20 protein-coding genes are annotated in these 22,074 nt (G+C 71.4%); 15 read left to right on the top strand and 5 right to left on the bottom strand.

The window, feature by feature from the left end; genetic code table 11:
* Window positions 1–64: 64 nt before the first annotated feature.
* Window positions 65–709 carry a TetR family transcriptional regulator gene (locus ACFYRX_RS26605; RefSeq protein WP_389104454.1) on the top strand — a complete coding sequence of 215 codons (645 nt, stop codon included), beginning with the start codon at window positions 65–67 and terminating at the stop codon, window positions 707–709.
* A 64-nt stretch (window positions 710–773) separates the two neighbouring features.
* Here ACFYRX_RS26605 and def read toward each other — a convergent pair whose 3' ends face one another.
* On the bottom strand, window positions 774–1,319 hold the full coding sequence (def, locus tag ACFYRX_RS26600) for a peptide deformylase (protein ID WP_389104452.1): 546 nt from the start codon (window positions 1,317–1,319) through the stop codon (window positions 774–776).
* 112 nt (window positions 1,320–1,431) lie between these two features.
* Here def and ACFYRX_RS26595 point away from each other — a divergent pair, with 112 nt between their 5' ends.
* The 7 genes from ACFYRX_RS26595 to ACFYRX_RS26565 all read left to right on the top strand — a co-directional run bounded on the left by ACFYRX_RS26595 (window position 1,432) and on the right by ACFYRX_RS26565 (window position 9,283).
* Complete coding sequence (locus ACFYRX_RS26595) at window positions 1,432–2,670, top strand: MurT ligase domain-containing protein (RefSeq protein WP_389104450.1); 1,239 nt, start codon at window positions 1,432–1,434, stop codon at window positions 2,668–2,670.
* A gap of 16 nt (window positions 2,671–2,686) precedes the next feature.
* The gene (locus tag ACFYRX_RS26590) at window positions 2,687–3,415 is read left to right on the top strand and encodes a type 1 glutamine amidotransferase (protein WP_389104448.1); all 729 of its coding nucleotides are present in this window, start codon (window positions 2,687–2,689) and stop codon (window positions 3,413–3,415) included.
* A gap of 197 nt (window positions 3,416–3,612) precedes the next feature.
* A complete protein-coding gene (locus ACFYRX_RS26585; protein ID WP_389104445.1) occupies window positions 3,613–4,638 on the top strand; it encodes a 6-phosphofructokinase in 1,026 nt (341 codons plus the stop codon).
* 127 nt (window positions 4,639–4,765) lie between these two features.
* Window positions 4,766–5,716: a cytochrome c oxidase assembly protein gene (locus ACFYRX_RS26580; RefSeq protein WP_389104442.1), complete on the top strand. Its 951-nt coding sequence runs from the start codon at window positions 4,766–4,768 to the stop codon at window positions 5,714–5,716.
* 86 nt (window positions 5,717–5,802) lie between these two features.
* Window positions 5,803–7,197 carry a DUF6777 domain-containing protein gene (locus ACFYRX_RS26575; protein WP_389104440.1) on the top strand — a complete coding sequence of 465 codons (1,395 nt, stop codon included), beginning with the start codon at window positions 5,803–5,805 and terminating at the stop codon, window positions 7,195–7,197.
* A gap of 27 nt (window positions 7,198–7,224) precedes the next feature.
* Entirely contained in the window at window positions 7,225–9,093 is a 1,869-nt protein-coding gene (locus ACFYRX_RS26570) for a protein kinase (RefSeq protein ID WP_389104437.1), read from the top strand.
* Window positions 9,094–9,106: 13 nt separating this feature from the next.
* On the top strand, window positions 9,107–9,283 hold the full coding sequence (locus ACFYRX_RS26565) for a hypothetical protein (protein WP_389104434.1): 177 nt from the start codon (window positions 9,107–9,109) through the stop codon (window positions 9,281–9,283).
* A 32-nt stretch (window positions 9,284–9,315) separates the two neighbouring features.
* Here the strand turns inward: ACFYRX_RS26565 and ACFYRX_RS26560 are convergent, their stop codons facing one another.
* The 4 genes from ACFYRX_RS26560 to ACFYRX_RS26545 are packed head-to-tail and all read right to left on the bottom strand — an operon-like array spanning window position 9,316 to window position 13,358.
* Window positions 9,316–10,521 carry a sensor histidine kinase gene (locus ACFYRX_RS26560; protein ID WP_389104431.1) on the bottom strand — a complete coding sequence of 402 codons (1,206 nt, stop codon included), beginning with the start codon at window positions 10,519–10,521 and terminating at the stop codon, window positions 9,316–9,318.
* Complete coding sequence (locus ACFYRX_RS26555; protein WP_389104429.1) at window positions 10,518–12,230, bottom strand: cation acetate symporter; 1,713 nt, start codon at window positions 12,228–12,230, stop codon at window positions 10,518–10,520. Before ACFYRX_RS26555 ends, ACFYRX_RS26560 begins: the two co-directional genes overlap by 4 nt.
* Window positions 12,231–12,243: 13 nt before the next feature.
* Complete coding sequence (locus tag ACFYRX_RS26550) at window positions 12,244–12,606, bottom strand: hypothetical protein (protein WP_389104426.1); 363 nt, start codon at window positions 12,604–12,606, stop codon at window positions 12,244–12,246.
* Between the two features lie 2 nt (window positions 12,607–12,608).
* Window positions 12,609–13,358, bottom strand: a complete 750-nt coding sequence (locus ACFYRX_RS26545; RefSeq protein ID WP_389104424.1) for a LytR/AlgR family response regulator transcription factor — start codon at window positions 13,356–13,358, stop codon at window positions 12,609–12,611.
* A 78-nt stretch (window positions 13,359–13,436) separates the two neighbouring features.
* Here ACFYRX_RS26545 and ACFYRX_RS26540 point away from each other — a divergent pair, with 78 nt between their 5' ends.
* From ACFYRX_RS26540 to ACFYRX_RS26510, 7 genes are all read left to right on the top strand, one after another.
* Window positions 13,437–13,925 carry an Lrp/AsnC family transcriptional regulator gene (locus ACFYRX_RS26540; protein ID WP_389104422.1) on the top strand — a complete coding sequence of 163 codons (489 nt, stop codon included), beginning with the start codon at window positions 13,437–13,439 and terminating at the stop codon, window positions 13,923–13,925.
* A 151-nt stretch (window positions 13,926–14,076) separates the two neighbouring features.
* Window positions 14,077–14,901, top strand: coding sequence for a dimethylargininase (gene ddaH / locus ACFYRX_RS26535; RefSeq protein ID WP_389104420.1), 825 nt, complete (start codon window positions 14,077–14,079; stop codon window positions 14,899–14,901).
* Entirely contained in the window at window positions 14,898–16,118 is a 1,221-nt protein-coding gene (gene rocD, locus ACFYRX_RS26530) for an ornithine--oxo-acid transaminase (RefSeq protein ID WP_389104417.1), read from the top strand. The genes ddaH and rocD overlap by 4 nt, the downstream gene beginning before the upstream one ends.
* A 156-nt stretch (window positions 16,119–16,274) precedes the next feature.
* The gene (locus tag ACFYRX_RS26525; protein WP_389104415.1) at window positions 16,275–18,707 is read left to right on the top strand and encodes a SpoIIE family protein phosphatase; all 2,433 of its coding nucleotides are present in this window, start codon (window positions 16,275–16,277) and stop codon (window positions 18,705–18,707) included.
* A 91-nt stretch (window positions 18,708–18,798) separates the two neighbouring features.
* Window positions 18,799–20,031, top strand: a complete 1,233-nt coding sequence (locus ACFYRX_RS26520; protein ID WP_389104413.1) for a PP2C family protein-serine/threonine phosphatase — start codon at window positions 18,799–18,801, stop codon at window positions 20,029–20,031.
* Between the two features lie 173 nt (window positions 20,032–20,204).
* Window positions 20,205–20,939, top strand: coding sequence for a lysophospholipid acyltransferase family protein (locus ACFYRX_RS26515; RefSeq protein WP_389104410.1), 735 nt, complete (start codon window positions 20,205–20,207; stop codon window positions 20,937–20,939).
* Window positions 20,940–21,008: 69 nt separating this feature from the next.
* Window positions 21,009–22,034 (top strand): NAD-dependent epimerase/dehydratase family protein, encoded by a 1,026-nt coding sequence (locus ACFYRX_RS26510; protein ID WP_389104408.1) that lies wholly within the window; start codon window positions 21,009–21,011, stop codon window positions 22,032–22,034.
* The last annotated feature ends 40 nt before the right edge of the window (window positions 22,035–22,074 follow it).

Below are 22,074 nucleotides of genomic sequence, written 5' to 3'. Positions count from 1 at the left end.
CCAATCGCCTGTCGGGTGTTAGTTTGCGCAGGCGTTACCGATTCAGTACGGGTGGGGAGAGCTCATGGACACCACACAGCGGACCGATCAGCAGCGGTCCGCCGACCGCCGCCGGCGCGAACTGCTGGAGGCCGCGGACAGGGTGGTGCTGCGCGACGGGCCGCAGGCCTCCATGAACGCGATCGCCGCCGAAGCCGGCATCACCAAGCCGATTCTGTACCGGCACTTCGGTGACAAGGGGGGACTCTACGCCGCGCTCGCCATGCGGCACACCGACGCCCTTCTGGCCTCGCTCCGGGCGGCGTTGGACGCCCCCGCGGAACGGCGTGAGCGGGTCGAGGCGACCTTGGACACCTATCTGGCCGCGATCGAGGCCCGCCCTCAGGTGTACCGGTTCCTGATGCACCCCTCGGAGGGAAGCCAGGTCGGCGACCAGGGGTTCGACGTCGGTAAGCATTCCGCGCCGTTGTTGCGCAGGATGGGTGAAGAGTTGGGGCAGGTCATCGAGGAGCGGCTGGACCTCGGGCCCGGGAGTCAGTTGCTGGCCCGGGTGTGGGGCCACGGGATCGTCGGGATGATGTACGCCGCCGGTGACTGGTGGCTCGGGGAACGGCCGTGCTCCCGGGCCGAGTTGGTGCGGAACATGGCGGATCTGCTGTGGGGGCGGCTGGCTGCCGCGGGGGACAAGGTGGGGGGTCCGGGGTTCTGACGGTTGCATGTCGGGTGCGGCCCGGTGGGGGCTTGTCGCGCCGTTCCCCGCGCCCCTGGGTGGGTCAGCTGGGCCTGCGCCAAGAGGATCTGGTCACTTCTCTCATGAGTTTGCGCTTGCGCCAACCTCTCAAGTGGTCGGCGTAGACCTTGCCCTCCAGGTGATCCATCTCGTGTTGCAGACATCTCGCGAAGAAGCCCGTGCCGTGGATCGTCACGGGCTCTCCCGTTGCCGTGACCCCCTCCACCACCGCGTGGTCGTGGCGTTCCGTTCCGGCCTCCAGGCCCGGCAGGGACAGACAGCCCTCCGGGCCTCGCAGGACGATCCCGTCCGTCTCCACCAGGCGGGGGTTGACCACATGGCCGACGTGGCGGACCTCCTCGTCGTCCGGGCAGTCGTAGACGAACACGCGCAGCGGCACGCCGATCTGGTTCGCCGCGAGGCCCACGCCCTCGGCCGCGTACATCGTGGCGAACAAGTCCTCCACGAGCGCCGCCAGTTCCGGGCCGAAGTCGGAGACGACCCCGCAGGGTTCGTGCAGCCCGGGGCCGCCGAGCAGGGTGAGGGGCCGGACTCGGCCATGGGTGCCCGGAATGGAGCCGTTTCGCATGGCCGCAAGGGTACGGCGATTCGGGAGTGCCAACGGATCTCGATAGGCTGAGCTCCACACCACGTGGCCGGAGGCAGAGTCGCGGCGCGTACGCAAGGAGGATCGAGATCTGATGACAGCCAACTCGGACCCGCTCTCGCCGCGGGCCAAGCTCGCCGTGACGGCGGGCAAGGCCGTCGCGGCGGCATCCCGAGCCGCGGGTCGCGGCAGCGGTTCGGTCATCGGCGGCAAGGTGGCGCTCAAACTCGACCCCGACCTCCTCGCGCGGCTCGCCCAGCACCTGGACGTCGTCCTCGTCTCGGCGACCAACGGCAAGACCACGACCACCCGGCTCATCGCGGAAGCGCTGGGCGCCGCCGGACCCGTCGTCTCCAACGCGCTCGGCGCCAACATGCCCGCCGGCATCACCTCCGCCCTCGCGGGCGGCTCCGACTCCCGGTACGGCGTCATCGAGGTCGACGAGAAGTACCTCGCGGGCGTGGCCCGGGACACCGACCCCAAGTGCATCGCCCTGCTGAACCTCTCCCGCGACCAGCTCGACCGCGCCGCCGAGACCCGCATGCTCGCGGAGAACTGGCGTGAGGGGCTTGCGGGCAGCAAGGCCGTCGTGGTCGCCAACGCCGACGACCCGCTCGTGGTGTGGGCCGCCTCCTCCTCCCCCAACGTCATCTGGGTCGCCGCCGGACAGATGTGGAAGGACGACGCCTGGTCCTGCCCGTCCTGTGGCGGCGTGATGCAGCGGCCGGGCGACGACTGGTTCTGCGGTGAGTGCGGGTTCCGGCGTCCCACGCCGAGCTGGGCGCTCTCCGGTGACCACGTCCTCGACCCGCACGGGTCCGCCTGGCCCATCCACCTCCAGCTGCCCGGCCGGGCCAACAAGGCCAACGCCGCCTCCTCCGCCGCCGTCGCCGCCGTCTTCGGCGTGCCGCCGCAGGTCGCCCTGGAACGCATGTACCAGGTGCAGGCCGTGGCCGGGCGCTACGACGTCGTCCAGTTCCAGCAGCGCGACCTGCGCCTGCTGCTCGCGAAGAACCCGGCGGGCTGGCTCGAAACGTTCAGCCTGATCGATCCGCCGCCGACCCCGGTGATCCTCTCCGTCAACGCCCGCGGCGCCGACGGCACCGACACCTCCTGGCTGTGGGACGTCGACTACACCCGGCTGACCGGCCACCCGATCTGCGTGATCGGCGACCGCAAGCTGGACCTCGCGGTGCGTCTGGAGGTCGCGAACCAGAACTTCCAGGTCTGCGACAACCTCGACCAGGCCGTGTCGATGAGCCCGCACGGCCGCATCGAGGTCATCGCGAACTACACCGCCTTCCAGGACCTGCGCCGCCGCGTCGGCAACTGAGACACAGGGGACTTTTGTGAGCGACAACCAACTGCGGATCGTCTGGATCTACCCCGACCTGCTCAGCACCTACGGCGACCAGGGCAACGTCCTCGTCGTCGAGCGCCGGGCCCGTCAGCGCCGCCTCGACGTGGCCCGCCTGGACGTGCGCAGCGACCAGCCGATCCCGACCTCCGGCGACATCTACCTGATCGGCGGCGGCGAGGACCGCCCCCAGCGGCTCGCTGCCGAGCGGCTGCGCCGGGACGGCGGACTGGAGCGGGCCGTCGGCAACGGCGCGATCGTCTTCTCGGTGTGCGCCGGCTACCAGATCCTCGGCCACGAGTTCATCAACGACCTCGGCCAGCGCGAACCCGGCCTCGGCCTGCTCGACGTGGTCTCCGTGCGCGGCGAGGGCGCCCGGTGCGTCGGTGACGTGCTCGGCGACGTCGACCCGCGCCTCGGCCTGCCCCCGCTGACCGGGTTCGAGAACCACCAGGGCGTCACCCACCTCGGCCCCACCGCCCGCCCGCTCGCCAACGTCCGCCTGGGCAACGGCAACGGCACCGGGGACGGTACGGAGGGCGCGTACAACGACACCGTCTTCGGCACGTACATGCACGGACCGGTGCTCGCGCGCAATCCGCTCATCGCCGACCTGCTGCTGAAGCTGGCGCTCGACGTGAACGCCCTGCCGCCGACCGACGACCGCTGGTACGAGGCGCTGCGGAGCGAGCGCATCGCATCCGCCCAGCAGCCTGCCTGACCTGCGACGACACCGGCTGTTCAGGTCGGCGTGAACGGCCCGTCTGTCGACGGGTCCGCACAGGTGAGCGGACCCGTCCAGCAGGCGGACGCACGCTACGGCCCCGCCCCCTCCTGCCGCTACTCTGGCGGGGTTCGAGCCGGACGACGTGGTCCGGATCCGACCCACGTCGACTCGGTGAGAAGGTTGTTCGGGCTATGCGCATTGGTGTCCTCACGTCCGGCGGCGACTGCCCCGGCCTGAACGCCGTCATCCGGTCCGTCGTGCACCGTGCCGTCGCCGACCACGGCGACGAGGTCATCGGTTTCCGGGACGGCTGGAAGGGCCTCCTGGAGTGCGACTACCTCAAGCTCGACCTTGACGCCGTCGGCGGCATCCTCGCCCGCGGCGGCACGATCCTCGGCTCCTCACGCGTCCAGCCCTCGCATCTGCGTGACGGTGTGGAGCGGGCGAAGGGCCATGTCGAGGAGCTCGGGCTCGACGCGATCATCCCGATCGGCGGTGAGGGCACGCTGAAGGCGGCCCGGCTGATGTCGGACGCCGGTCTGCCGATCGTGGGTGTGCCCAAGACCATCGACAACGACATCGCGGTCACCGACGTCACCTTCGGCTTCGACACCGCGGTCGGTGTCGCCACCGAGGCGCTCGACCGGCTCAAGACCACCGCCGAGTCCCACCAGCGGGTGCTCGTCGTCGAGGTCATGGGGCGGCACACCGGGTGGATAGCGCTGCACTCCGGCATGGCGGCCGGTGCGCACGCCATCGTCGTACCGGAACGCCCCTTCGACATCGAGGAGTTGGCGCGGCGGGTCGGGGAACGCTTCGAGGCGGGCAAGCGGTTCGCCATCGTCGTGGCGGCCGAGGGTGCCAAGCCGGCGGCCGGGTCCATGGAGTTCGACGAGGGCGCTAAGGACATCTACGGGCACGAGCGGTTCGCCGGGATCGCGCGCCAGCTGTCCATCGAGCTGGAGCAGCGGCTGGGCAAGGAGGCGCGGCCCGTCATCCTGGGGCATGTGCAGCGCGGGGGTACGCCGACCGCGTACGACCGCGTTCTCGCCACCCGGTTCGGATGGCACGCGGTGGAGGCCGTGCACCGTGGGGAGTTCGGGCACATGACCGCACTCCAGGGGACGGACATCGTGATGGTGCCGCTCGCGGAGGCCGTCGAGACGCTGAAGACGGTGCCCGCGGAACGCTACGAGGAAGCCGAGTGCGTCCTCTAGATCGACGCGCACTGGATCGCTCGCACGGACCTGAAGAAGCCGCCCCCGGTCGCAGACGCGACCGGGGGCGGTTCTAGTCTGGGCGTGGACAGACGTGCACAACCCCCACGAATCAGGAGCCGTCGGCATGGATCACAGCGGGCACGGCATGACCATGGATCTGCCGCCGTTCACGCTGGGGCGCGGACTTCAGTGGTCTGCTGACCCGTTCTTCCTCGTCGCCTGTCTGCTCGGGCTCGGTCTGTATGTGTGGGGGGTTCTGCGGCTGCGGCGGCGGGGCGACTCGTGGTCCGTGGGGCGGACCGTCTCCTTCGTCTCCGGTGTGCTGACCATCGGACTGATGATGTGCACCAGGCTGAACGACTACGGCATGGTCATGTTCAGCGTGCACATGGTGCAGCACATGGTGATCAGCATGCTGTCGCCGATCCTGATCCTGCTCGGCGCCCCCATGACGCTGGCGCTGCGGGCACTGCCCGTCGCGGGCAAGGGGCGCAAGGGGCCGCGTGAGCTGCTGCTGGCGCTGCTGCACAGCCGCTACATGCGGATGGTCACGCATCCGGCGTTCACCATTCCGCTGTTCATCGCGAGCCTGTACGCGCTGTACTTCACGCCGATCTTCGACTTCCTGATGGGGTCGAGGACCGGGCACATCGCGATGATGGTGCACTTCCTCGCCGTCGGCGTCGTCTTCTTCTGGCCGATCATCGGCGTCGATCCCGGGCCGCAGCGACCGGGCTATCTGATGCGGATGCTGGAGCTGTTCGCCGGGATGCCGTTCCACGCGTTCTTCGGCATCGCGCTGATGATGGCGTCCGAGCCCATGGTGGAGACCTTCAAGAACCCGCCCGCCTCGCTCGGCATCGACGCGCTCTCCGACCAGAACTACGCCGGCGGTATCGCCTGGGCGTTCAGTGAGGTCCCCTCCGTACTGGTGCTGATCGCACTGCTGTTCCAGTGGTACGGCTCCGAGCAGCGGCAGGCCAAGCGCAAGGACCGGGCCGCCGACCGGGACGGCGACAAGGAACTCGAGGCGTACAACGCATATTTGGCCTCACTGAACTCGCAGGGGCGTTGAAAGGCTTCGTCTTTCCGAAGCATTCAGTAGCATGAAGTGCGTTGGGTAAACCGCCGGGGGGAGCGGTGATGACACTTCGCGCATTTATGCACAAGATCGCATTGCTGGCGATATTCACGTTACTGGTGAGCGGCTGTGACCACGCCGCTCCACTGACGGCGGTCAAGGCGGTCGCCGCCCATATGCCGTCGCTCGCGCCGTTCTTCGACGAGGGCAGCGGCCTGGGCAAGGACACCGCCGTGCGCTCGCGACCCGTGCAGGGAAGCCTCCAGCAGGGGGACACGCCTGGTCTCTACGGCGGCAGCAAACAGCCGACCATCTGTGACGTCGCCACACTCCAACGATTCCTCACCGATCCCAGGAATCACAAAAAGGCACAGGCGTGGGCCGGTGTGCTGGACATCGGCACGGACGAGATACCGGAATATCTGGACCGACTCACACCGGTTCTGCTGCGTCACGACACTCTCGTCAAGAACCACGACTACAAGAAGGAAATGGCCGTCCCGTACAACTCCCTGCTCCAGGCGGGAATCGCGATTCTCGTCGATGAACAGGGGCTTCCGGCTGTGAAGTGTTCGTGCGGAAATCCGCTGCGCCCCTTCGAGGGTGACACCAGCCGTATTTCCGTCCAGTTCGAGGACGGCAACAAGAAGTGGGCGGGATACGAGCGGGACGCCGTGGTGACCGTGAAGCCCGCTCCGCGGAAACTGGAGAGGATCGCTCTCGTCGACGTCCGGGAACCCGCCCGCGGTATCAGCCGGCCGACCGGCACGACCGGCGAGAAGGACACCACCTTCAACACGAAGAAGCCGCGTGCGGTGCCGGATCTCGCCGGAGCGACCTTCGCCCATGCCCGTCGGGAGCTGATCGACGCCGGGCTGGCGGCCGGGTACGCCGGGCAAGTGACACCGTCCGACAGCGCGAAGGTCACGGCGACCGATCCGCCCGCGGGGACGGAGCTGCCGTTCGGGCAGTACGTGATGCTGGCCGTGGCCGAGGGCGGCGCGAGCACCTCCGGCGGGGCGTCCGAGCCGACGGCCACTCCCCCGCCGCCGTCCTCGGGGACGAGGACACCGCCCACCGTCACGCCGCCGCCGTCGGGCTCGTCGGGGTCGTCAGGGCCGTCGGGGTCCAGTGGCAAGCCCGGGAAGTCCTCTTCGGCTCCTCCGTCCTCGTCGAGCGGCAAGCCCGGGAAGGCCTCGTCCCCGCCGGCGTCGAGTACGGTCCCTGGCTCGCCGTCGGCCGGGAAGTCCAGCAGCCCGCCGAGTCCGCCGGCCACCACCAGCACGTCTCCGGCCGGCGGTCCGCACACCAGCAGCGCACCGCCGCCACCGCCACCGCCGCCACCTCCCTCGACGGCGCCACCGCCACCGCCGTCGACGAGCAGCGCCCCAGTCACCAGCGAACCGGCGACCAGCGATCCCACGGCCACCGGTGCGCCCGCCACGGACGGGCCGAGCACGACCGTCGCCACGTAGCGCCCCGCAGAACCGGAGAGTCACCGGATGCCTTCAGGATCACCGACGTCGGGAGTGGGCCGGGTCATCGCCGGCCGGTATCTGCTGCTGAACCCGCTCGGCAGTGGCGGCATGGGCCATGTGTGGCTCGCCCACGACCAGAGACTCGCCTGTGAGGTCGCGCTCAAGGAGATCGTGTTCCGTGACCCGGTGGAGGCCGCCGACGAGCGGGAGGCCCGGGTGGCCCGGGCCCGGGCGGAGGCCCGGCACGCGGCCGGGCTGCGCGGCCACCCGCATGTGGTGACCGTGCACGACGTGCTGGAGCACGACGGGCTGCCGTGGATCGTCATGGAGTACGTGGCCGACGCCTTGGACCTGCGCGACCTGGTCGACGCGCACGGGCCGCTGGCCCCGGCCGAGTGCGCCCGCATCGGACTGGCCGTGCTGGACGCGCTGACCGCGGGGCACCGGCGGGGCGTGATGCACCGGGACGTGAAGCCGGCGAACATCCTGCTCGCGCCGGACCGCTCGGGATCGCCGTACGGGCGCGTCCTGCTCGCCGACTACGGCATCTCCGTGCAGCCGGACGCCGGGGAGACGCGGTACACCCTGGCGTCGGTGCTGGTGGGCACGGCCGGCTTTCTGGCGCCGGAGCGTGCCACGGGCGGGGCGCCCACCCCGGCCGCGGACCTGTTCTCGCTGGGCTGCACGCTCTACCAGGCGGTGGAGGGCATGGGCCCCTTCGAGCGCGAGTCGCACCTCGCCGAAGTCACCGCGGTCGTCATGGAGGAGCCGCGGCCGGCCGTGCGCGCCGGTGCGCTGGGGCCGGTGCTCCAGGGGCTGCTCGCGAAGGACCCGCAGGAACGGCTGTCGGCGGCGGAGGCGGAGGCCGCGCTGTCGAGGATCGTGACGCCACAGGCCGAGCCGTACGTCCGGACGCAGACCGACCTCGGTTCCCAGCCGCCCTGGGCGGGGGTGCAGGTGCCGCCACCCGGGCCACCGCCGAACGGGCACCGGCCCCCCACCGAGGCCCGGCCGCCCTTCGTGCCCCCTTCTGCGCCGCCCCGGGGCGGGCGACGGCGGCGGGAACGCTCGCACGCCCTGCGGGCCGTGCTCGCCTGCGGTCTCGGACTCCTGCTGGCCCTGGGCGGTGTCTGGTATGCCATGGCCGACAGGTCACCGGACAACGGAGGCGGCGGCGGAGGTGCCCGGCAGCCGTACGGCAAGGCCGTGGGGCTGTCGAAGCCGCTGCGGGACGGCGACTGTGTCATCGCCGACTGGCCGGGCTCGGACCGTTTCCGCGGGACACCTCGGCTGAAGCCGGACCCGACCTGCGGCACGGCCCCCGACGGCCAGGTGACGGGGTTCGTGACGGCGGCCTCGGCGGAGGAGGCGCGGCGGACGGGGGCGGTGAGGTGCGAGGAGCGGACGCGGGAGATCCGGGAGCGGCTCGCGGACGTCCGCAGCCAGGCCGTCGTACCGACCGACGGGGGCTTCGAGACCGCGGGGCGGCGTACCGCGTGTCTGGTGCTGGGCGCGAGCGGGCCGCTTTACGGGCCGATCGGCACGCATCGCGCGCTGGGCTCGGCGTTCGCGGACACGGCGACCATGCAGCGGCGCGACTGTCTGGACGTGCGCACCAACCGGGACGCCCGGCTGGTGTCGTGCGCGGGCTCCTACGACGAGCAGGTGCTCGGATTCACCCGTCTGGCCCCCGACGTCACGCTGCCCGAGGCGCGCACCGAGTCGGACACCGCGTGCGCGCGTGACGTGCCGCCGGGCGACTACGGCTTCGATCCGTCGCTCTACACGGCGGGCTCCTGGACCAGTGAGGGCCCCTGGAAGAACGGCACTCATTTCGTCGTGTGCACCGTCCGCAGGCAGAACGGGGGCACCATGGAGGGAGACGAATCCTGAGGAGGGTGTCGCGATGCCCGGTACCGGTTCGACGGACGGCTCGACCAGGACGATGGGGGTGCTCACCGTCGGCGGACTCGTCGCGGTGACGGCCTACACGGTGGCGCTCGGCAGCAACGGCTGGCTGTGGTTCGGCTGGGTCGTGCTGGGCCTGATCACCCTCGGGATGGTCGCCACGCGCAATACCTGACCCGCAGCACCTGACCCTGCAGCACCTCGGACTCAGCCGTCGCCGAGACGCCCCGCCGAGTGCACGCCCGGCTGGTACTTGGGCACCCGGGCGGTGATTTTCATGCCCGCGCCCACGGCGGTCTCGATGACGAGGCCGTAGGAGTCCCCGTACACCTGGCGGAGCCGGTCGTCGACGTTGGAAAGTCCGATGCCGCCGGAGGGGCTGACCTCGCCGGCGAGGATACGGCGGAGCAGGACCGGGTCCATTCCGGCGCCGTCGTCCTCGATGACGACGAGGGCCTCGGCACCGGCGTCCTGGGCGGTGATCTGGAGGTGGCACTTGTCTGCCTTGCCCTCCAGGCCGTGCTTGATGGCGTTCTCGACCAGCGGCTGCAGACACAGGAACGGCAGCGCCACCGGCAGCACCTCGGGGGCGATCTGGAGGGTGACGGCGAGGCGGTCGCCGAAGCGTGCCCGCACCAGCGCCAAGTAGTGGTCGATGGCGTGCAGTTCGTCGGCGAGGGTGGTGAAGTCGCCGTGCCTGCGGAACGAGTAGCGGGTGAAGTCGGCGAACTCCAGCAGCAGTTCGCGGGCCCGCTCGGGGTCGGTGCGGACGAACGAGGCGATCACCGCGAGCGAGTTGAAGATGAAGTGCGGGGAGATCTGGGCCCGAAGTGCCTTGATCTCGGCCTCGATCAGCCGGGTTCGGGACTGGTCCAGATCCGCCAACTCCAGCTGGACGCTCACCCAGCGGGCGACCTCCCCGGCCGCGCGGACCAGGACGGCCGACTCACGGGGCGCGCAGACGACCAGGGCGCCGTGGACGCGTTCGTCGACGGTGAGCGGGGCCACGACGGCCCAGCGGACCGGGCAGTCCGGGGTGTCGCAGGTGAGCGGGAAGGCCTCGCCGCGGCCGGTCTCCAGCGGTCCGGCGAGGCGTTCCATGATCTCGGTGCGGTGGTGGCCGCCCACGCCGTCCCAGACCAGGACCTGTTTCTGGTCGGTGAGGCAGAGCGCGTCGGTGCCGAGCAGGGAGCGCAGCCGGCGGGCCGACCTGCGGGCGGTCTCCTCCGTCAGCCCGGCCCGCAGCGGGGGTGCGGCCAGGGAGGCGGTGTGCAGGGTCTCGAAGGTGGCGTGTTCGACGGGGGTGCCGAGGCCGCCCAGGTTCTGCGGGCGGGCCGTGCGCCGGCCGAGCCAGAAGCCGGTGGCCAGCAGCGGGAGGATCGCCACGCACAGGCCCGCGAGGAATCCGCTCACGCCTTCACCTCCGTCCGCAGTTCCTCCGGCAGATGGAAGCGGGCCAGGATCGCGGCCGTGCCCGCCGGTACCCGGCTCGCGGTGGCAAGGGACACCAGCACCATGGTGAGGAAGCCGAGCGGTACCGACCAGAGCGCGGGCCAGGCGAGCAGGGCGTGCAGGGGGCCGGTGGCCGGGAACCCGGCCATGGTCGCGGCCACGGCGACGAACGCGGAGCCGCCGCCGACGAGCATGCCCGCGGCGGCGCCGGGCGGGGTCAGCCGCCACCACCAGATGCCGAGCACGAGCAGCGGGCAGAAGGAGGAGGCCGACACCGCGAAGGCGAGGCCCACGGCGTCGGCGACCGGGAGACCGCCGACCAGGACGCTCGCGGCGAGCGGCACGCACATCGCGAGGGCGGTGCCGAGTCTGAAGTGCCGTACGCCGCGCGTCGGCAGGACGTCCTGGGTGAGTACTCCCGCCACGGCCAGGGTGAGCCCGGAGGCCGTGGACAGGAACGCGGCGAAGGCGCCGCCCGCCACCAGCGCGCCCAGCAGGTCGCCGCCGAGGCCGCCGATCATCCGCTCGGGGAGCAGCAGGACGGCGGCGTCGGCGTCGCCGGTGAGGGTGAGTTCGGGGGTGTAGAGGCGGCCGAGGGCGCCGTAGACGGGTGGCAGGAGGTAGAAGCAGCCGATCAGGCCGAGAACGGCGACGGTGGTGCGGCGGGCGGCGACTCCGTGCGGGCTGGTGTAGAAGCGGACGACGACGTGCGGCAGGCCCATGGTGCCGAGGAAGGTGGCGAGGATCAGGCCGTACGTGGCGTACAGGGGCCGTTCCTCGCGGCCTGCGGCGAGGGACGTCGACATGCCGTCGCTGGTGCCGCGGTCGGCTGCGGGGACGGTGGTGCCCGCGGCGAATGTGAGGCGGGTGCCCTTGGCGATGTGGTGGGTACCGGCGGGGAGTTGGAGCTTCTGGTCCTCGTGCGGGCGGCCGTCGACCGTGCCGCTGACCGTGACGGCCAGGGGGCTCTCCAGCTTGAGGTCGAGACTGGAGTCGACGCGCACGACGCGCTGTTCGCGGAAGGTGGCCGGTTCCTCGAAGGCGTGACTGGGGGCGCCGTCGCCCTGCCAGGCGAGGATCAGGAAGAGGGCGGGGACGAGGAGGGCGGTGAGTTTGAGCCAGTACTGGAAGGCCTGCACGAAGGTGATGCTGCGCATGCCGCCCGCGGCGACGGTGGCGACCACGACGGCCGCGACGATCACTCCGCCGAGCCACTGGGGCGCCGCGGTCAGCACGGTCAACGTCAGTCCGGCGCCCTGGAGTTGGGGCAGCAGATAGAGCCAGCCGACGCCGACGACGAAGGCGCCCGCGAGCCGGCGCACGGCCTGCGAGGCGAGCCGGGCCTCGGCGAAGTCGGGCAGGGTGTAGGCGCCGGAGCGGCGCAGCGGGGCGGCGACGAACAAGAGCAGGACGAGGTAGCCGGCGGTGTAGCCGACCGGGTACCAGAGCATGTCCGGGCCCTGGACGAGGACCAGGCCCGCGATGCCCAGGAAGGAGGCGGCGGAGAGGTACTCGCCGCTGATGGCGGCCGCGTTGAGGCGGGGGCCGACGGTGCGGGAGGCGACGTAGAAGTCGGAGGTGGTGCGGGAGATGCGCAGGCCGAAGGCGCCGACAAGGACCGTGGCCACGACCACCAGGGCGACGGCGGGCACCGAGTAGCTGGAGTTCATCGGTCCTCAACGTTCATCGGTCTTCGACCAGGCGCACGAAGTCCCGTTCGTTGCGTTCGGCACGGCGCACGTACCAGCGGGCCAGCAGGACGAGGGGGACGTAGAGACCGAAGCCGAGGACGGCCCATTCGAGGCGGCGGGCGTCCGGCATCGCCGCGAAGAGCAGCGGCAGCGGGCCGATGAGCAGTCCCAGGAAGGCGAACACGGCGAGGCCGGCGCGCAGTTGGGTGCGCATCAGGGAGCGGACGTAGGTGTGGCCGAGGGTGGTCTGTTCGTCGATCTCGGTGCGCGGCCGGTAGTAGCCGGAGGCGGGGCGGCTGCGGCGGGGCGGTCCGGTGACGACGACACGCCGCTCGACGGGGTCCTGGTGCGGCACGGTCAGGGCCTCCTCATCAGCAGGTCCCGCAGCTCGCGCGCGTGTCTGCGGCTGACCTGGAGCTCCTCGCCGCCGACCAGGACGCTCACAGTGCCCGCGTCCAGGCGGAGTTCACCGACGTGGCGCAGGGCGACGAGATGACGGCGGTGGATGCGGACGAAGCCGCGGGAGCGCCAGCGGTCCTCCAGGGTGGACAGCGGGATCCGTACGAGGTGGCTGCCCTTGTCGGTGTGGAGGCGGGCGTAGTCGCCCTGGGCCTCGACATGGGTGATGTCGTCGACGGCGACGAACCGGGTCACCCCACCGAGTTCCACGGGTATGTGGTCGGGGTCGGGTTCGTGCACGGGGATGCGGGGGGCGCTGTCGAGGCGTTCGGCGGCGCGGCGGACGGCCTCCGCGAGGCGTTCCTTGCGGACCGGTTTGAGGACGTAGTCGACGGCCTTGAGGTCGAAGGCCTGTACCGCGAAGTCCTCGTGGGCGGTGACGAACACGACGAGCGGCGGCTTGGCGAAGCCGGTCAGCAGCCGGGCGAGGTCGAGGCCGTCGAGACCCGGCATGTTGATGTCGAGGAAGACGACGTCGATCGCCTCGGGCCCGTGCGGCCCCGACTCCAGGGCGCGGTTGATGCGGCGCAGTGCCTCGGTGGCGTCACCGGCGCCCTCCACACTGCCGATCCGGGGGTCGGCGTTCAGGAGGTAGAGCAGTTCCTCCAGCGAGGGGCGTTCGTCGTCGACAGCCAGGGCGCGCAGCATGACCCCGGAGTCTAGGAGTAATTCATACGACTGGACATGTGCCGAGGTGCGGACGTCCCCGCTGGATACAGTGCCGGCATGAACAGCAGGACCGCCGCGTTCGACGAGCTCGACCGGAAGATCGTCACCGCGCTGATGGCGAACGCCAGGACCAGTTTCGCCGAGATCGGCGCCGTGATCGGGCTGTCCGCCACGGCGGTGAAGCGGCGGGTGGACCGGATGCGGGACACCGGGGTGATCACCGGGTTCACGGCCACGGTGGAGCCGTGGGCGCTCGGCTGGCGCACCGAGGCGTACGTCGAGGTGTACTGCGAGGGCGCGGCCCCGCCGCGGCGGCTCGCGGAGGTGGTGCGCAACCATCCGGAGATCACCGCGGCGATGACGGTGACCGGGGCCGCGGACGCGCTGCTGCATGTGCGGGCGCGGGACGTGGAGCACTTCGAGGAGGTGCTGGAACGCATCCGGGTGGAGCCCTTCATCCGGAAGACGATCAGCGTGATGGTGCTGTCCCACCTGCTCCCGGAAAGCCCCGAGGCGGGCGCGAGTCAGCCCGCACCTGACGCGTAGTCGGTAAACGCAGCAGACCTGCGTTTTCCCCGCCGAACACGCAGCGTTCCTGCGCAGACACGCAAGCCATGTTGCTTGTCGGGCATGCCGGTCACTTCCTACCTTGGTGTCAACCCTCAGTAGACACCGCAGGAAGCGGAGGAACCCCTCTGTGTCCGACTCCCGTGTGCAGCGCCGACGGCGTTTCCTCGTCTGCGAACCCAGACACTTCGCCGTGCAGTACGCGATCAATCCCTGGATGCATCCCGACACCCACGTCGACGTGGATCTCGCCCACGACCAGTGGCAGACACTGATCCGGGCCTACGAGACGCACGGTCACACCATCGACGCCGTGGAGCCGGTCCCCGGTCTTCCGGACATGGTCTTCGCCGCGAACTCGGCGGTCGTCGTCGGCGGCCGCGTCTTCGGTTCCCTCTTCCACGCGCCCGAGCGGCGCCCCGAGTCCACGCACTACGACCTGTGGTTCACGACCGCGGGCTACGACGTCCACCGCCCCGCCGCGGTCTGCGAGGGCGAGGGGGACCTCGTCTGGACGGGCCGGTACGTGCTGGCCGGGACCGGGTTCCGGACGACCCGGGAGGCGCACCGCGAGGTGCAGGAGTTCTTCGGTCACCCGGTGATCAGCCTGACGTTGGTGGACCCGCACTTCTACCACCTGGACACCGCGCTGTTCGTCCTCGACGACTCCGAGGGCAACAACAACATCGTGTACTACCCGGAGGCCTTTTCGGCGGGCAGTCGCGCGGTACTCGCACGTCTGTACCCGGACGCGGTGCTCGCGACCCGGGACGACGCGATGGCGTTCGGTCTGAACTCCGTGTCCGATGGCCGGCACGTCTTCATCGCCCCGCAGGCCGAGGCCCTCGCCGTGCGCCTCGACGACCACGGCTATGTCCCCGTCCCCGTCGACCTCTCCGAGTTCCACAAGGCCGGCGGCGGCATCAAATGCTGCACCCAGGAGATCCGCTCATGACCGCACCCGTAAGCACGCGTTCCTCCGCCGATCTCATCAGCGCCGAGGAGCCGGTCCTCGCGCACAACTACCACCCGCTGCCCGTGGTCGTCGCCCGTGCCGAGGGCACCTGGGTCGAGGACGTGGAGGGCCGTCGCTACCTCGACATGCTGGCCGGGTACTCCGCCCTCAACTTCGGCCACCGCCACCCGGCCCTGATCGAGGCGGCCCACCAGCAGCTGGACCGCCTGACGCTGACCTCCCGTGCCTTCCACAACGACCGGCTCGCCGAGTTCGCGGAGCGCCTGGCCCGGCTGACGGGCCTGGACATGGTGCTGCCGATGAACACCGGCGCCGAGGCGGTGGAGAGCGGCATCAAGGTGGCCCGCAAATGGGCGTACGAGGTGAAGGGCGTCCCCGCCGACCGGGCCACGATCGTGGTGGCGGCGGAGAACTTCCACGGCCGTACGACGACGATCGTGTCGTTCTCGACGGACGAGACGGCGAGGGCGGGCTTCGGCCCCTTCACACCGGGCTTCCGGGTGGTCCCGTACAACGATCTCGCGGCGCTGGAGGCGGCGGTCGACGAGACGACGGCCGCGGTGCTCCTGGAGCCCATCCAGGGCGAGGCGGGCGTGGTCATCCCCGACGACGGCTACCTGACCGGCGTGCGCGAGCTGACCCGCCGCAAGGGCTGCCTGTTCATCGCGGACGAGATCCAGTCGGGTCTCGGCCGCACGGGCCGCACGCTGGCCGTCGAGCACGAGGCGGTCGTCCCCGACGTCCTGCTCCTGGGCAAGGCGCTGGGCGGCGGCATCGTCCCGGTCTCCGCGGTGGTCGCCCGCCGTGACGTCCTCGGCGTGCTGCGCCCGGGCGAGCACGGCTCGACGTTCGGCGGCAACCCGCTGGCCGCCGCGGTGGGCACGGCGGTCGTGGAACTGCTGGAGACGGGCGAGTTCCAGCGCAGGGCGGCCGAGCTGGGGTCGGTCCTGCGGGACGGCCTGGCCGACCTGGTGGGCAAGGGCGTCGTCGGCTTCCGCGCCCGGGGTCTGTGGGCGGGTGTCGACATCGACCCGGCGATCGGCACGGGCCGGGAGGTGAGCAAGCTGTTGATGCGCGAGGGAATCCTGGTCAAGGACACCCACGGTTCGACGATCCGCCTGGCACCGCCGCTGACGATCACGGCGGAGGAACTGGGATCGGCGCTGGGAGTGCTGGCAGAGGTACTGCGCCGATAGCCACCTCTGGGGCGCGGGGAACTGCGCGATCAACCCCCACGCACCCGCGCCCGCCACACCACCGTTCCGCCCCTCCCCGTAGGCGCACTCCCGACGTACCGGGTGAAGATGATGCGAAGAGGTGATAGACCACTCTCAGCGACAGAGAGGTCGTCCGTGGGCGCACAGGAAGAGCACGACACCGCCCGGCACCGGTTCGACGTGGCCGATGCCGCACCCCTGCTGCTCGACGCCCACGGGACGGTGACGGGGTGGACCAGGGACGCCGAGCGGCTGCTGGACTACCCCGCCTCGGAGGCCGTAGGGCGAAGCGTCGCGGACCTGCTCACCCCCGAGGACGCCCGCCGGCTGCCGGAGATCACCGCACGGTGCCGGACCGACGGCAGCTGGGCGGGGCTGCTGACCGCCCTGCACAGACACGGCCGGCCGGTCCGGGTCATGGTGCGGATCACGGTGGCCGACGACACCGACGGCTCCGCCCGCTGGCTGGTGCTGCTCTCGGAGATGGCGCAGGCTCCCGGCTGGGACATGAGCCGCCCCGTGCTGGAGCAGATGGTCAGCCGCTCGCCGATCGGCATCGCCATCGTGGACACGGATCTGCGCTGTGTGTGGTCCAACCCGGCGCTGGAGCAGTTCGGCAGCGCCCCGGCCCCGCAGCGGCTGGGGCTGCGGTTCGCCGAGATCCAGCCGGGTCTGGACGCCGAGGCGATCGAGGCGCAGATGCGGCGCGTGCTGGAGACCGGTGAGCCGATCGTGGAGTACGAGCATGTCGGCCGGGTCCGCTCCGCCCCGCACCGGGAGACCGCGCACACGATGTCGTTCACCCGGATCGACGACGACCGGGGCCATCCGATGGGCGTGTACTACACCGTCGTCGACATCACCGAGCGGCACCGGGCCCGGCAGCGCCTGGCCCTCCTGGACCGGGCCGGGGAGCAGATCGGCCGCAGCCTGGACATCCGGCGGACCGCGCAGGAGCTGGCCGACGTGGCCGTACCGGCGCTGGCCGACTACGTCACGGTCGACCTGCTGGAGTCGGTGCTGCGGGGAGCGGAGCCCACCGCGCAGGTGCCGCTGCTGCGGGCCGGGCAGCAGTCGGTGAACGAGGGTGTCCCGGAGGCCGTCGTGGAGGTCGGCGAGGTCGCCGCCTACCGGCCCGGCTCGCCCCCGCTGCGCTGTCTGGCCTCGGGCACCCCCTGGCGGGAGGGGCGCCTGGATCCGCTGGCCGCGGAGTGGGCCACCGACATTCCCGGCGGGCGGCAGGCCACCTTCCTGGAGCTGGGCCTGCACAGCGTGATGGTCGTGCCGCTGCGCGCCCGGGGCGTCACGCTCGGCGTCACGACGTTCTTCCGGCGCCACCGTCAGGAACCCTTCGACGAGGACGACCTGAACCTCGCCGAGGACCTCGTCTCGCGGGCGGCCGTCTGTGTGGACAACGCCCGGCGCTACACCCGTGAGCGGGAGGCCGCGCTCGTCCTGCAGCGCAGTCTGCTCCCCCACCGGCTGCCCGAGCAGAACGCCGTGGAGGTGACCGCCTGCTACCGGCCCGCCGACGAGCTGACCGGCCTCGGCGGGGACTGGTACGACCTGATTCCGCTCTCCGGGGCACGGGTCGCCCTGGTGGTGGGCGAGGTGCCCGGACACGGCATCGGCGCCGCCGCCGCCATGGGCCGGCTGCGGACCGCCGTACGGACGCTGGCGGCCCTCGAGCTGCCGCCCGAGGAGGTGCTGGGGCATCTCGACGACCTGGTCGCCCGGGCGGCGCGTGAGGAGGGTGTGGGGCCGGGGACGGAGGACACCGACAGCGCCCAGGGCTCCGGCTGTCTGTACGTCGTCTACGACCCGGTCGACGGACAGTGCGCGATGGCCGCCGCCGGGCACCCCGCGCCCGCCGTGATCCTGCCCGACGGCACGGTCGCCTTCGTGGACCTCCCGCAGGGGCCGGCGCTGGGCGTGGGCGGCCTGCCGTTCGAGTCCGTCGAGCTCGCCCTGGCGGCGGGCAGCACGCTCGCGCTGCACACCGACGGTCTGCTCGCCCGTGGCGAGGAGGGGGCCGTGGACTCGGGCCGGGACCGGCTGCGTCAGGCCCTGGAGCGTCCCGCGCCCTCGCTCGACCTGCGCTGCCGGGCGGTCGTCGACGCGCTGTCCCCGGACCGGCCGCACGACGACGTGGCCCTGCTGATGGCCCGCACCCGGCTGCTGGGGCCCGAACAGGTCGCGGACTGGGACGTGCCCATGGACCCGGCCCGGGTCGCCGAGGCCCGCAAGACGGCGTCGCGGCAGCTGACGGAGTGGGGTCTTGAGGAGTTCGCGTTCACCACGGAGCTGGTCGTCAGCGAACTGGTCACCAACGCCATCCGGCACGCCGTCGGCCCGATCCGGCTGCGGCTGATCCGGGAGCGGTCCCTGGTCTGCGAGGTGTTCGACAGCGGCGCCACCGCTCCCCATCTGCGGCACCCGCGCACCACCGACGAGGGCGGCCGGGGTCTGCTGCTGGTCTCGCAGTTCGCGCAGCGCTGGGGCACCCGGTTCGTACCCGAGGGAAAGGTCATCTGGGCCGAGCAGTCGCTCCAGGAGCCTACCGACTGACGACCGGACCCGCGGGAGTACGCGTGAATCACCCCTGCAACCCCCTCATACCGTGGGAAAATGGTGTGATCCCGGCGGTGAGGCGGCAGCCATGTCCGACAGACCCAGCGACACCGACTATGCGGCTGTGTTCCAGGCACTGCCCGGCATGGTCGCGCTGCTCACGCCCGACCTGGTCTACGCGGACGCCAACGAGGAGTTCCTGCGCATGGCCGGGCGCCGGCGCGAAGAGGTCGTGGGCCGCTATCTCTTCGACGTCTTCCCGGACAACCCCAACGACCCCGCCGCGTCCGGCATGCGCAATCTGGCCGCCTCCCTGCGCCGGGTCCTGGAGACCGGCGAGCGCGACTCCATGGCCCTGCAGCGGTACGACATCGAGAACCCGGCACGCCCCGGGGAGTGGCAGGAGCGCTACTGGAGTCCGTGCAACGCGCCGGTGCTCGGCGCGGACGGCAAGGTCCAGCTGGTGGTGCACCGGGTCGAGGAGGTCACCGAGCTGATCCGGGCACGCGGCGGGCCGGACGGCGACCGGTCCCAGGTCCTGGAGGCCGAGCTGTACACCCGCGCCCGCGAGCTCCAGGAGCTCAACGAGCGGTTGCGCCGGGCCCACGCCCGCGACCGCGAGGTCGCGCTGACCCTCCAGGAGGCCATGCTGCCCGCGTCCCGGCAGACCACGCACCGGGCCGCCGTGCGCTACCGGCCCGCGGTCGGCGCGCTCAACGTGTGCGGGGACTGGTACGACCTGGTCGACCTGGTCGGCGGCCACCGCGTCGGTGTCTCGGTCGGCGACGTGGTCGGTCACGGGCTCGCGGCCGCCGGGGTGATGGGTCAGCTGCGCAGCGCCCTGAGCGCCGCCTCCCGGGTGGCCGAGGGCCCGGCGCAGGCCCTGGACGTGCTGGGCCGCTACGCCCATGTGGTCGACGGAGCCGAGTCGGCGACCGCGGTCACCACTTTCATCGACCTCGACGACCACACCATCACCTACAGCAGCGCCGGGCACCCGCCGCCGATGCTGGTGCACCCCGACGGCCGGGTGGAGTGCCTGGACGGGGCGACCGACCCGCCGCTCGACGCCCGCCCCGACCCGGTCGGCCGACCGCAGGCATCGACCACCTTCAGCAGCGGCGCCACTCTCGCGCTGTACACCGACGGTCTGGTGGAGCGGCGCCATGAGGACATCGACACGGGCCTCACCCGGCTCGCCGACTCCCTCGCCCGGCATCGCGGGGACGACCCCGAGACCCTCGCCGACGCGGTCCTGCTGGAGCTTCTCCCGCCCGGCGGCGCCACCGACGACACGGCGCTGGTCATCGTGCGGCTGTGAACGCGACGGGACCCGCGGCGGATCAGGAGCTGCCCGCGGTGACCAGCCCGGTGGCGCGGTCGGCGCTGTTCCGGCCCCTGCCCCCTACGCCTACACTGACAACCCCATCTCGAGCCGGTTGACCAGCCAGAACGCGGCGTTGAGCCGTCCGCCCGACCGAGGAGCGCCCCCTCTTGTTCTACTATCTGCTCAAATACGTGCTGTTGGGGCCGTTGCTGAGAGTGGCCTTCCGGCCTCGAATAGAAGGTCTGGAGCACATTCCGGACTCGGGCGCGGCCATCGTGGCCGGCAATCACCTGTCCTTCTCCGACCACTTCCTGATGCCCGCCGTGCTCAAGCGGCGCATCACCTTCCTGGCGAAGGCCGAGTACTTCACCGGCCCCGGCGTCAAGGGCCGGCTGACCGCCTTCTTCTTCCGCAGCGCCGGGCAGATCCCGGTCGACCGCTCCGGCAAGGAGGCAGGTCAGGCCGCCATCCGCGAGGGCCTCGGCGTGCTGCGCAAGGACGAACTGCTCGGCATCTACCCGGAGGGCACCCGCTCCCACGACGGCCGCCTCTACAAGGGCAAGGTCGGCGTCGCGGTGATGGCGCTCAGGGCCAGGGTCCCGGTGATCCCCTGCGCGATGATCGGCACCTTCGAGGCACAGCCGCCCGGCAAGGTCATCCCGAACGTCCACCCCGTCGTGATCCGCTTCGGCAAGCCCCTCGACTTCTCCCGCTACGAGGGCATGGAGAACGAGAAGGCGATCCTGCGGGCCATCACCGACGAGATCATGTACGCCATCCTGAAGCTGTCCGACCAGGAGTACGTCGACCAGTACGCGGCCGTGGTGAAGGCGGAGGAGGCCGCGGCCGCGCGCTCGGCGAAGGAGAGGGAACGCAAGTTCCCGCGGCTGCCGCTCAGTTGACGTCTGCTGACCTCTGCTGTCGGCAGAGCGGCCTGTTGCCGGGTGCCTTCACGGCCGTAGCGTCGCCGTATGAGACGTGCTGTGGTGATCGGGGCGACCGGACAGATCGGACGAGTGGCCGTGGCGGCGCTGGCCGGGGACGGCTGGGAGGTGAGCGCCGTCTCCCGGGGCGGCGGACGGGACGAGAGCTGGCCCGCCGGGGTGGGCACGGCGCGGGCCGACCGCGCGGACGACGCCGCTCTGGCCGCCGCGGTGGGCGACGGCTGCGAGGTCCTGGTGGACACGGTCGCCTACGGGCCCGAGCACGCACGGCAGTTGGTGTCGCTGGCCGACCGCGTGGGCTCGGCCGTGGTGATCTCCAGCATCTCGGTGTACGAGGACGACAAGGGCCGCACCTTCGACACGCAGGGCGAGCCGGACGGCTTCCCGGAGTATCCGGTGCCGCTGAGCGAGGCGCAGCGGACCATTGCGCCGGGCGAGAGCTCGTACAGCACCCGCAAGGCGGGGCTGGAGCGTGAACTCCTCGCCGCGGGCGACCGGTTGCCCACGACGCTTCTGCGGGCGGGCGCGATCCACGGGCCGCACTGCCGGACACCGCGCGAGCTCTACTTCGTCAAGCGCAATCTCGACGCCCGCCCTCGGCGGGTGCTCCCGTTCGGCGGGAGGAGCCGCTTCCACCCCGCGAGCGTCCACAACATCGCGGAGTTGATCCGGCTCGCGGCGGCACGGCCCGGCAGCCGGGCCCTCAACGCCGTGGACCCGGACGCCCCGACGGTCGCGGAGATCGCCGGTGCGATCGACGCCGTCATGGGCGCCACGACCGAGACGGTCCTGCTGGACGGGCCGCCGCCGTCACCGGCCGTGGGCGACACCCCGTGGTCCACGCCCGCGCCGGTCGTCTGCGACATGTCCGCCGCGGAACGGGAGTTGGGCTACCGCCCGGTGGTGCGGTACGCGGACCGGCTCCCGGAGACCGTCGCCTGGATCGAGCGGCAACTGGACGGGCGGGACTGGCGGGAGGCGTACCCGAAGATGTTCCAGACGTACGGCGACCTCTTCGACTACGCGGCGGAGGACGCGTTCCTCGGGACGTGAGGAAGGGGGGGTGAGGAAGGGGGCGGCCCGTGGCTCGGGC

This window comes from Streptomyces sp. NPDC005374, from assembly GCF_042872225.1.
Lineage (GTDB): Bacteria > Actinomycetota > Actinomycetes > Streptomycetales > Streptomycetaceae > Streptomyces.
This window is presented reverse-complemented; position numbering and strand designations above follow the sequence as displayed.

Coding starts and splice junctions, on each gene's coding strand:
- ACFYRX_RS26565 (WP_389104434.1), top strand. CDS start 9,107: ATGCCCGGTACCGGTTCGACGGACGGCTCGACCAGGACGATGGGGGTG.
- ACFYRX_RS26510 (WP_389104408.1), top strand. CDS start 21,009: ATGAGACGTGCTGTGGTGATCGGGGCGACCGGACAGATCGGACGAGTG.
- def (WP_389104452.1), bottom strand. CDS start 1,319: ATGCGAAACGGCTCCATTCCGGGCACCCATGGCCGAGTCCGGCCCCTC.
- ACFYRX_RS26595 (WP_389104450.1), top strand. CDS start 1,432: ATGACAGCCAACTCGGACCCGCTCTCGCCGCGGGCCAAGCTCGCCGTG.
- ACFYRX_RS26585 (WP_389104445.1), top strand. CDS start 3,613: ATGCGCATTGGTGTCCTCACGTCCGGCGGCGACTGCCCCGGCCTGAAC.
- ACFYRX_RS26545 (WP_389104424.1), bottom strand. CDS start 13,358: ATGCTGCGCGCCCTGGCTGTCGACGACGAACGCCCCTCGCTGGAGGAA.
- ACFYRX_RS26575 (WP_389104440.1), top strand. CDS start 5,803: ATGCACAAGATCGCATTGCTGGCGATATTCACGTTACTGGTGAGCGGC.
- ACFYRX_RS26570 (WP_389104437.1), top strand. CDS start 7,225: ATGCCTTCAGGATCACCGACGTCGGGAGTGGGCCGGGTCATCGCCGGC.
- ACFYRX_RS26520 (WP_389104413.1), top strand. CDS start 18,799: ATGTCCGACAGACCCAGCGACACCGACTATGCGGCTGTGTTCCAGGCA.
- ACFYRX_RS26605 (WP_389104454.1), top strand. CDS start 65: ATGGACACCACACAGCGGACCGATCAGCAGCGGTCCGCCGACCGCCGC.
- ACFYRX_RS26580 (WP_389104442.1), top strand. CDS start 4,766: ATGGATCACAGCGGGCACGGCATGACCATGGATCTGCCGCCGTTCACG.
- ACFYRX_RS26540 (WP_389104422.1), top strand. CDS start 13,437: ATGAACAGCAGGACCGCCGCGTTCGACGAGCTCGACCGGAAGATCGTC.
- rocD (WP_389104417.1), top strand. CDS start 14,898: ATGACCGCACCCGTAAGCACGCGTTCCTCCGCCGATCTCATCAGCGCC.
- ACFYRX_RS26555 (WP_389104429.1), bottom strand. CDS start 12,230: ATGAACTCCAGCTACTCGGTGCCCGCCGTCGCCCTGGTGGTCGTGGCC.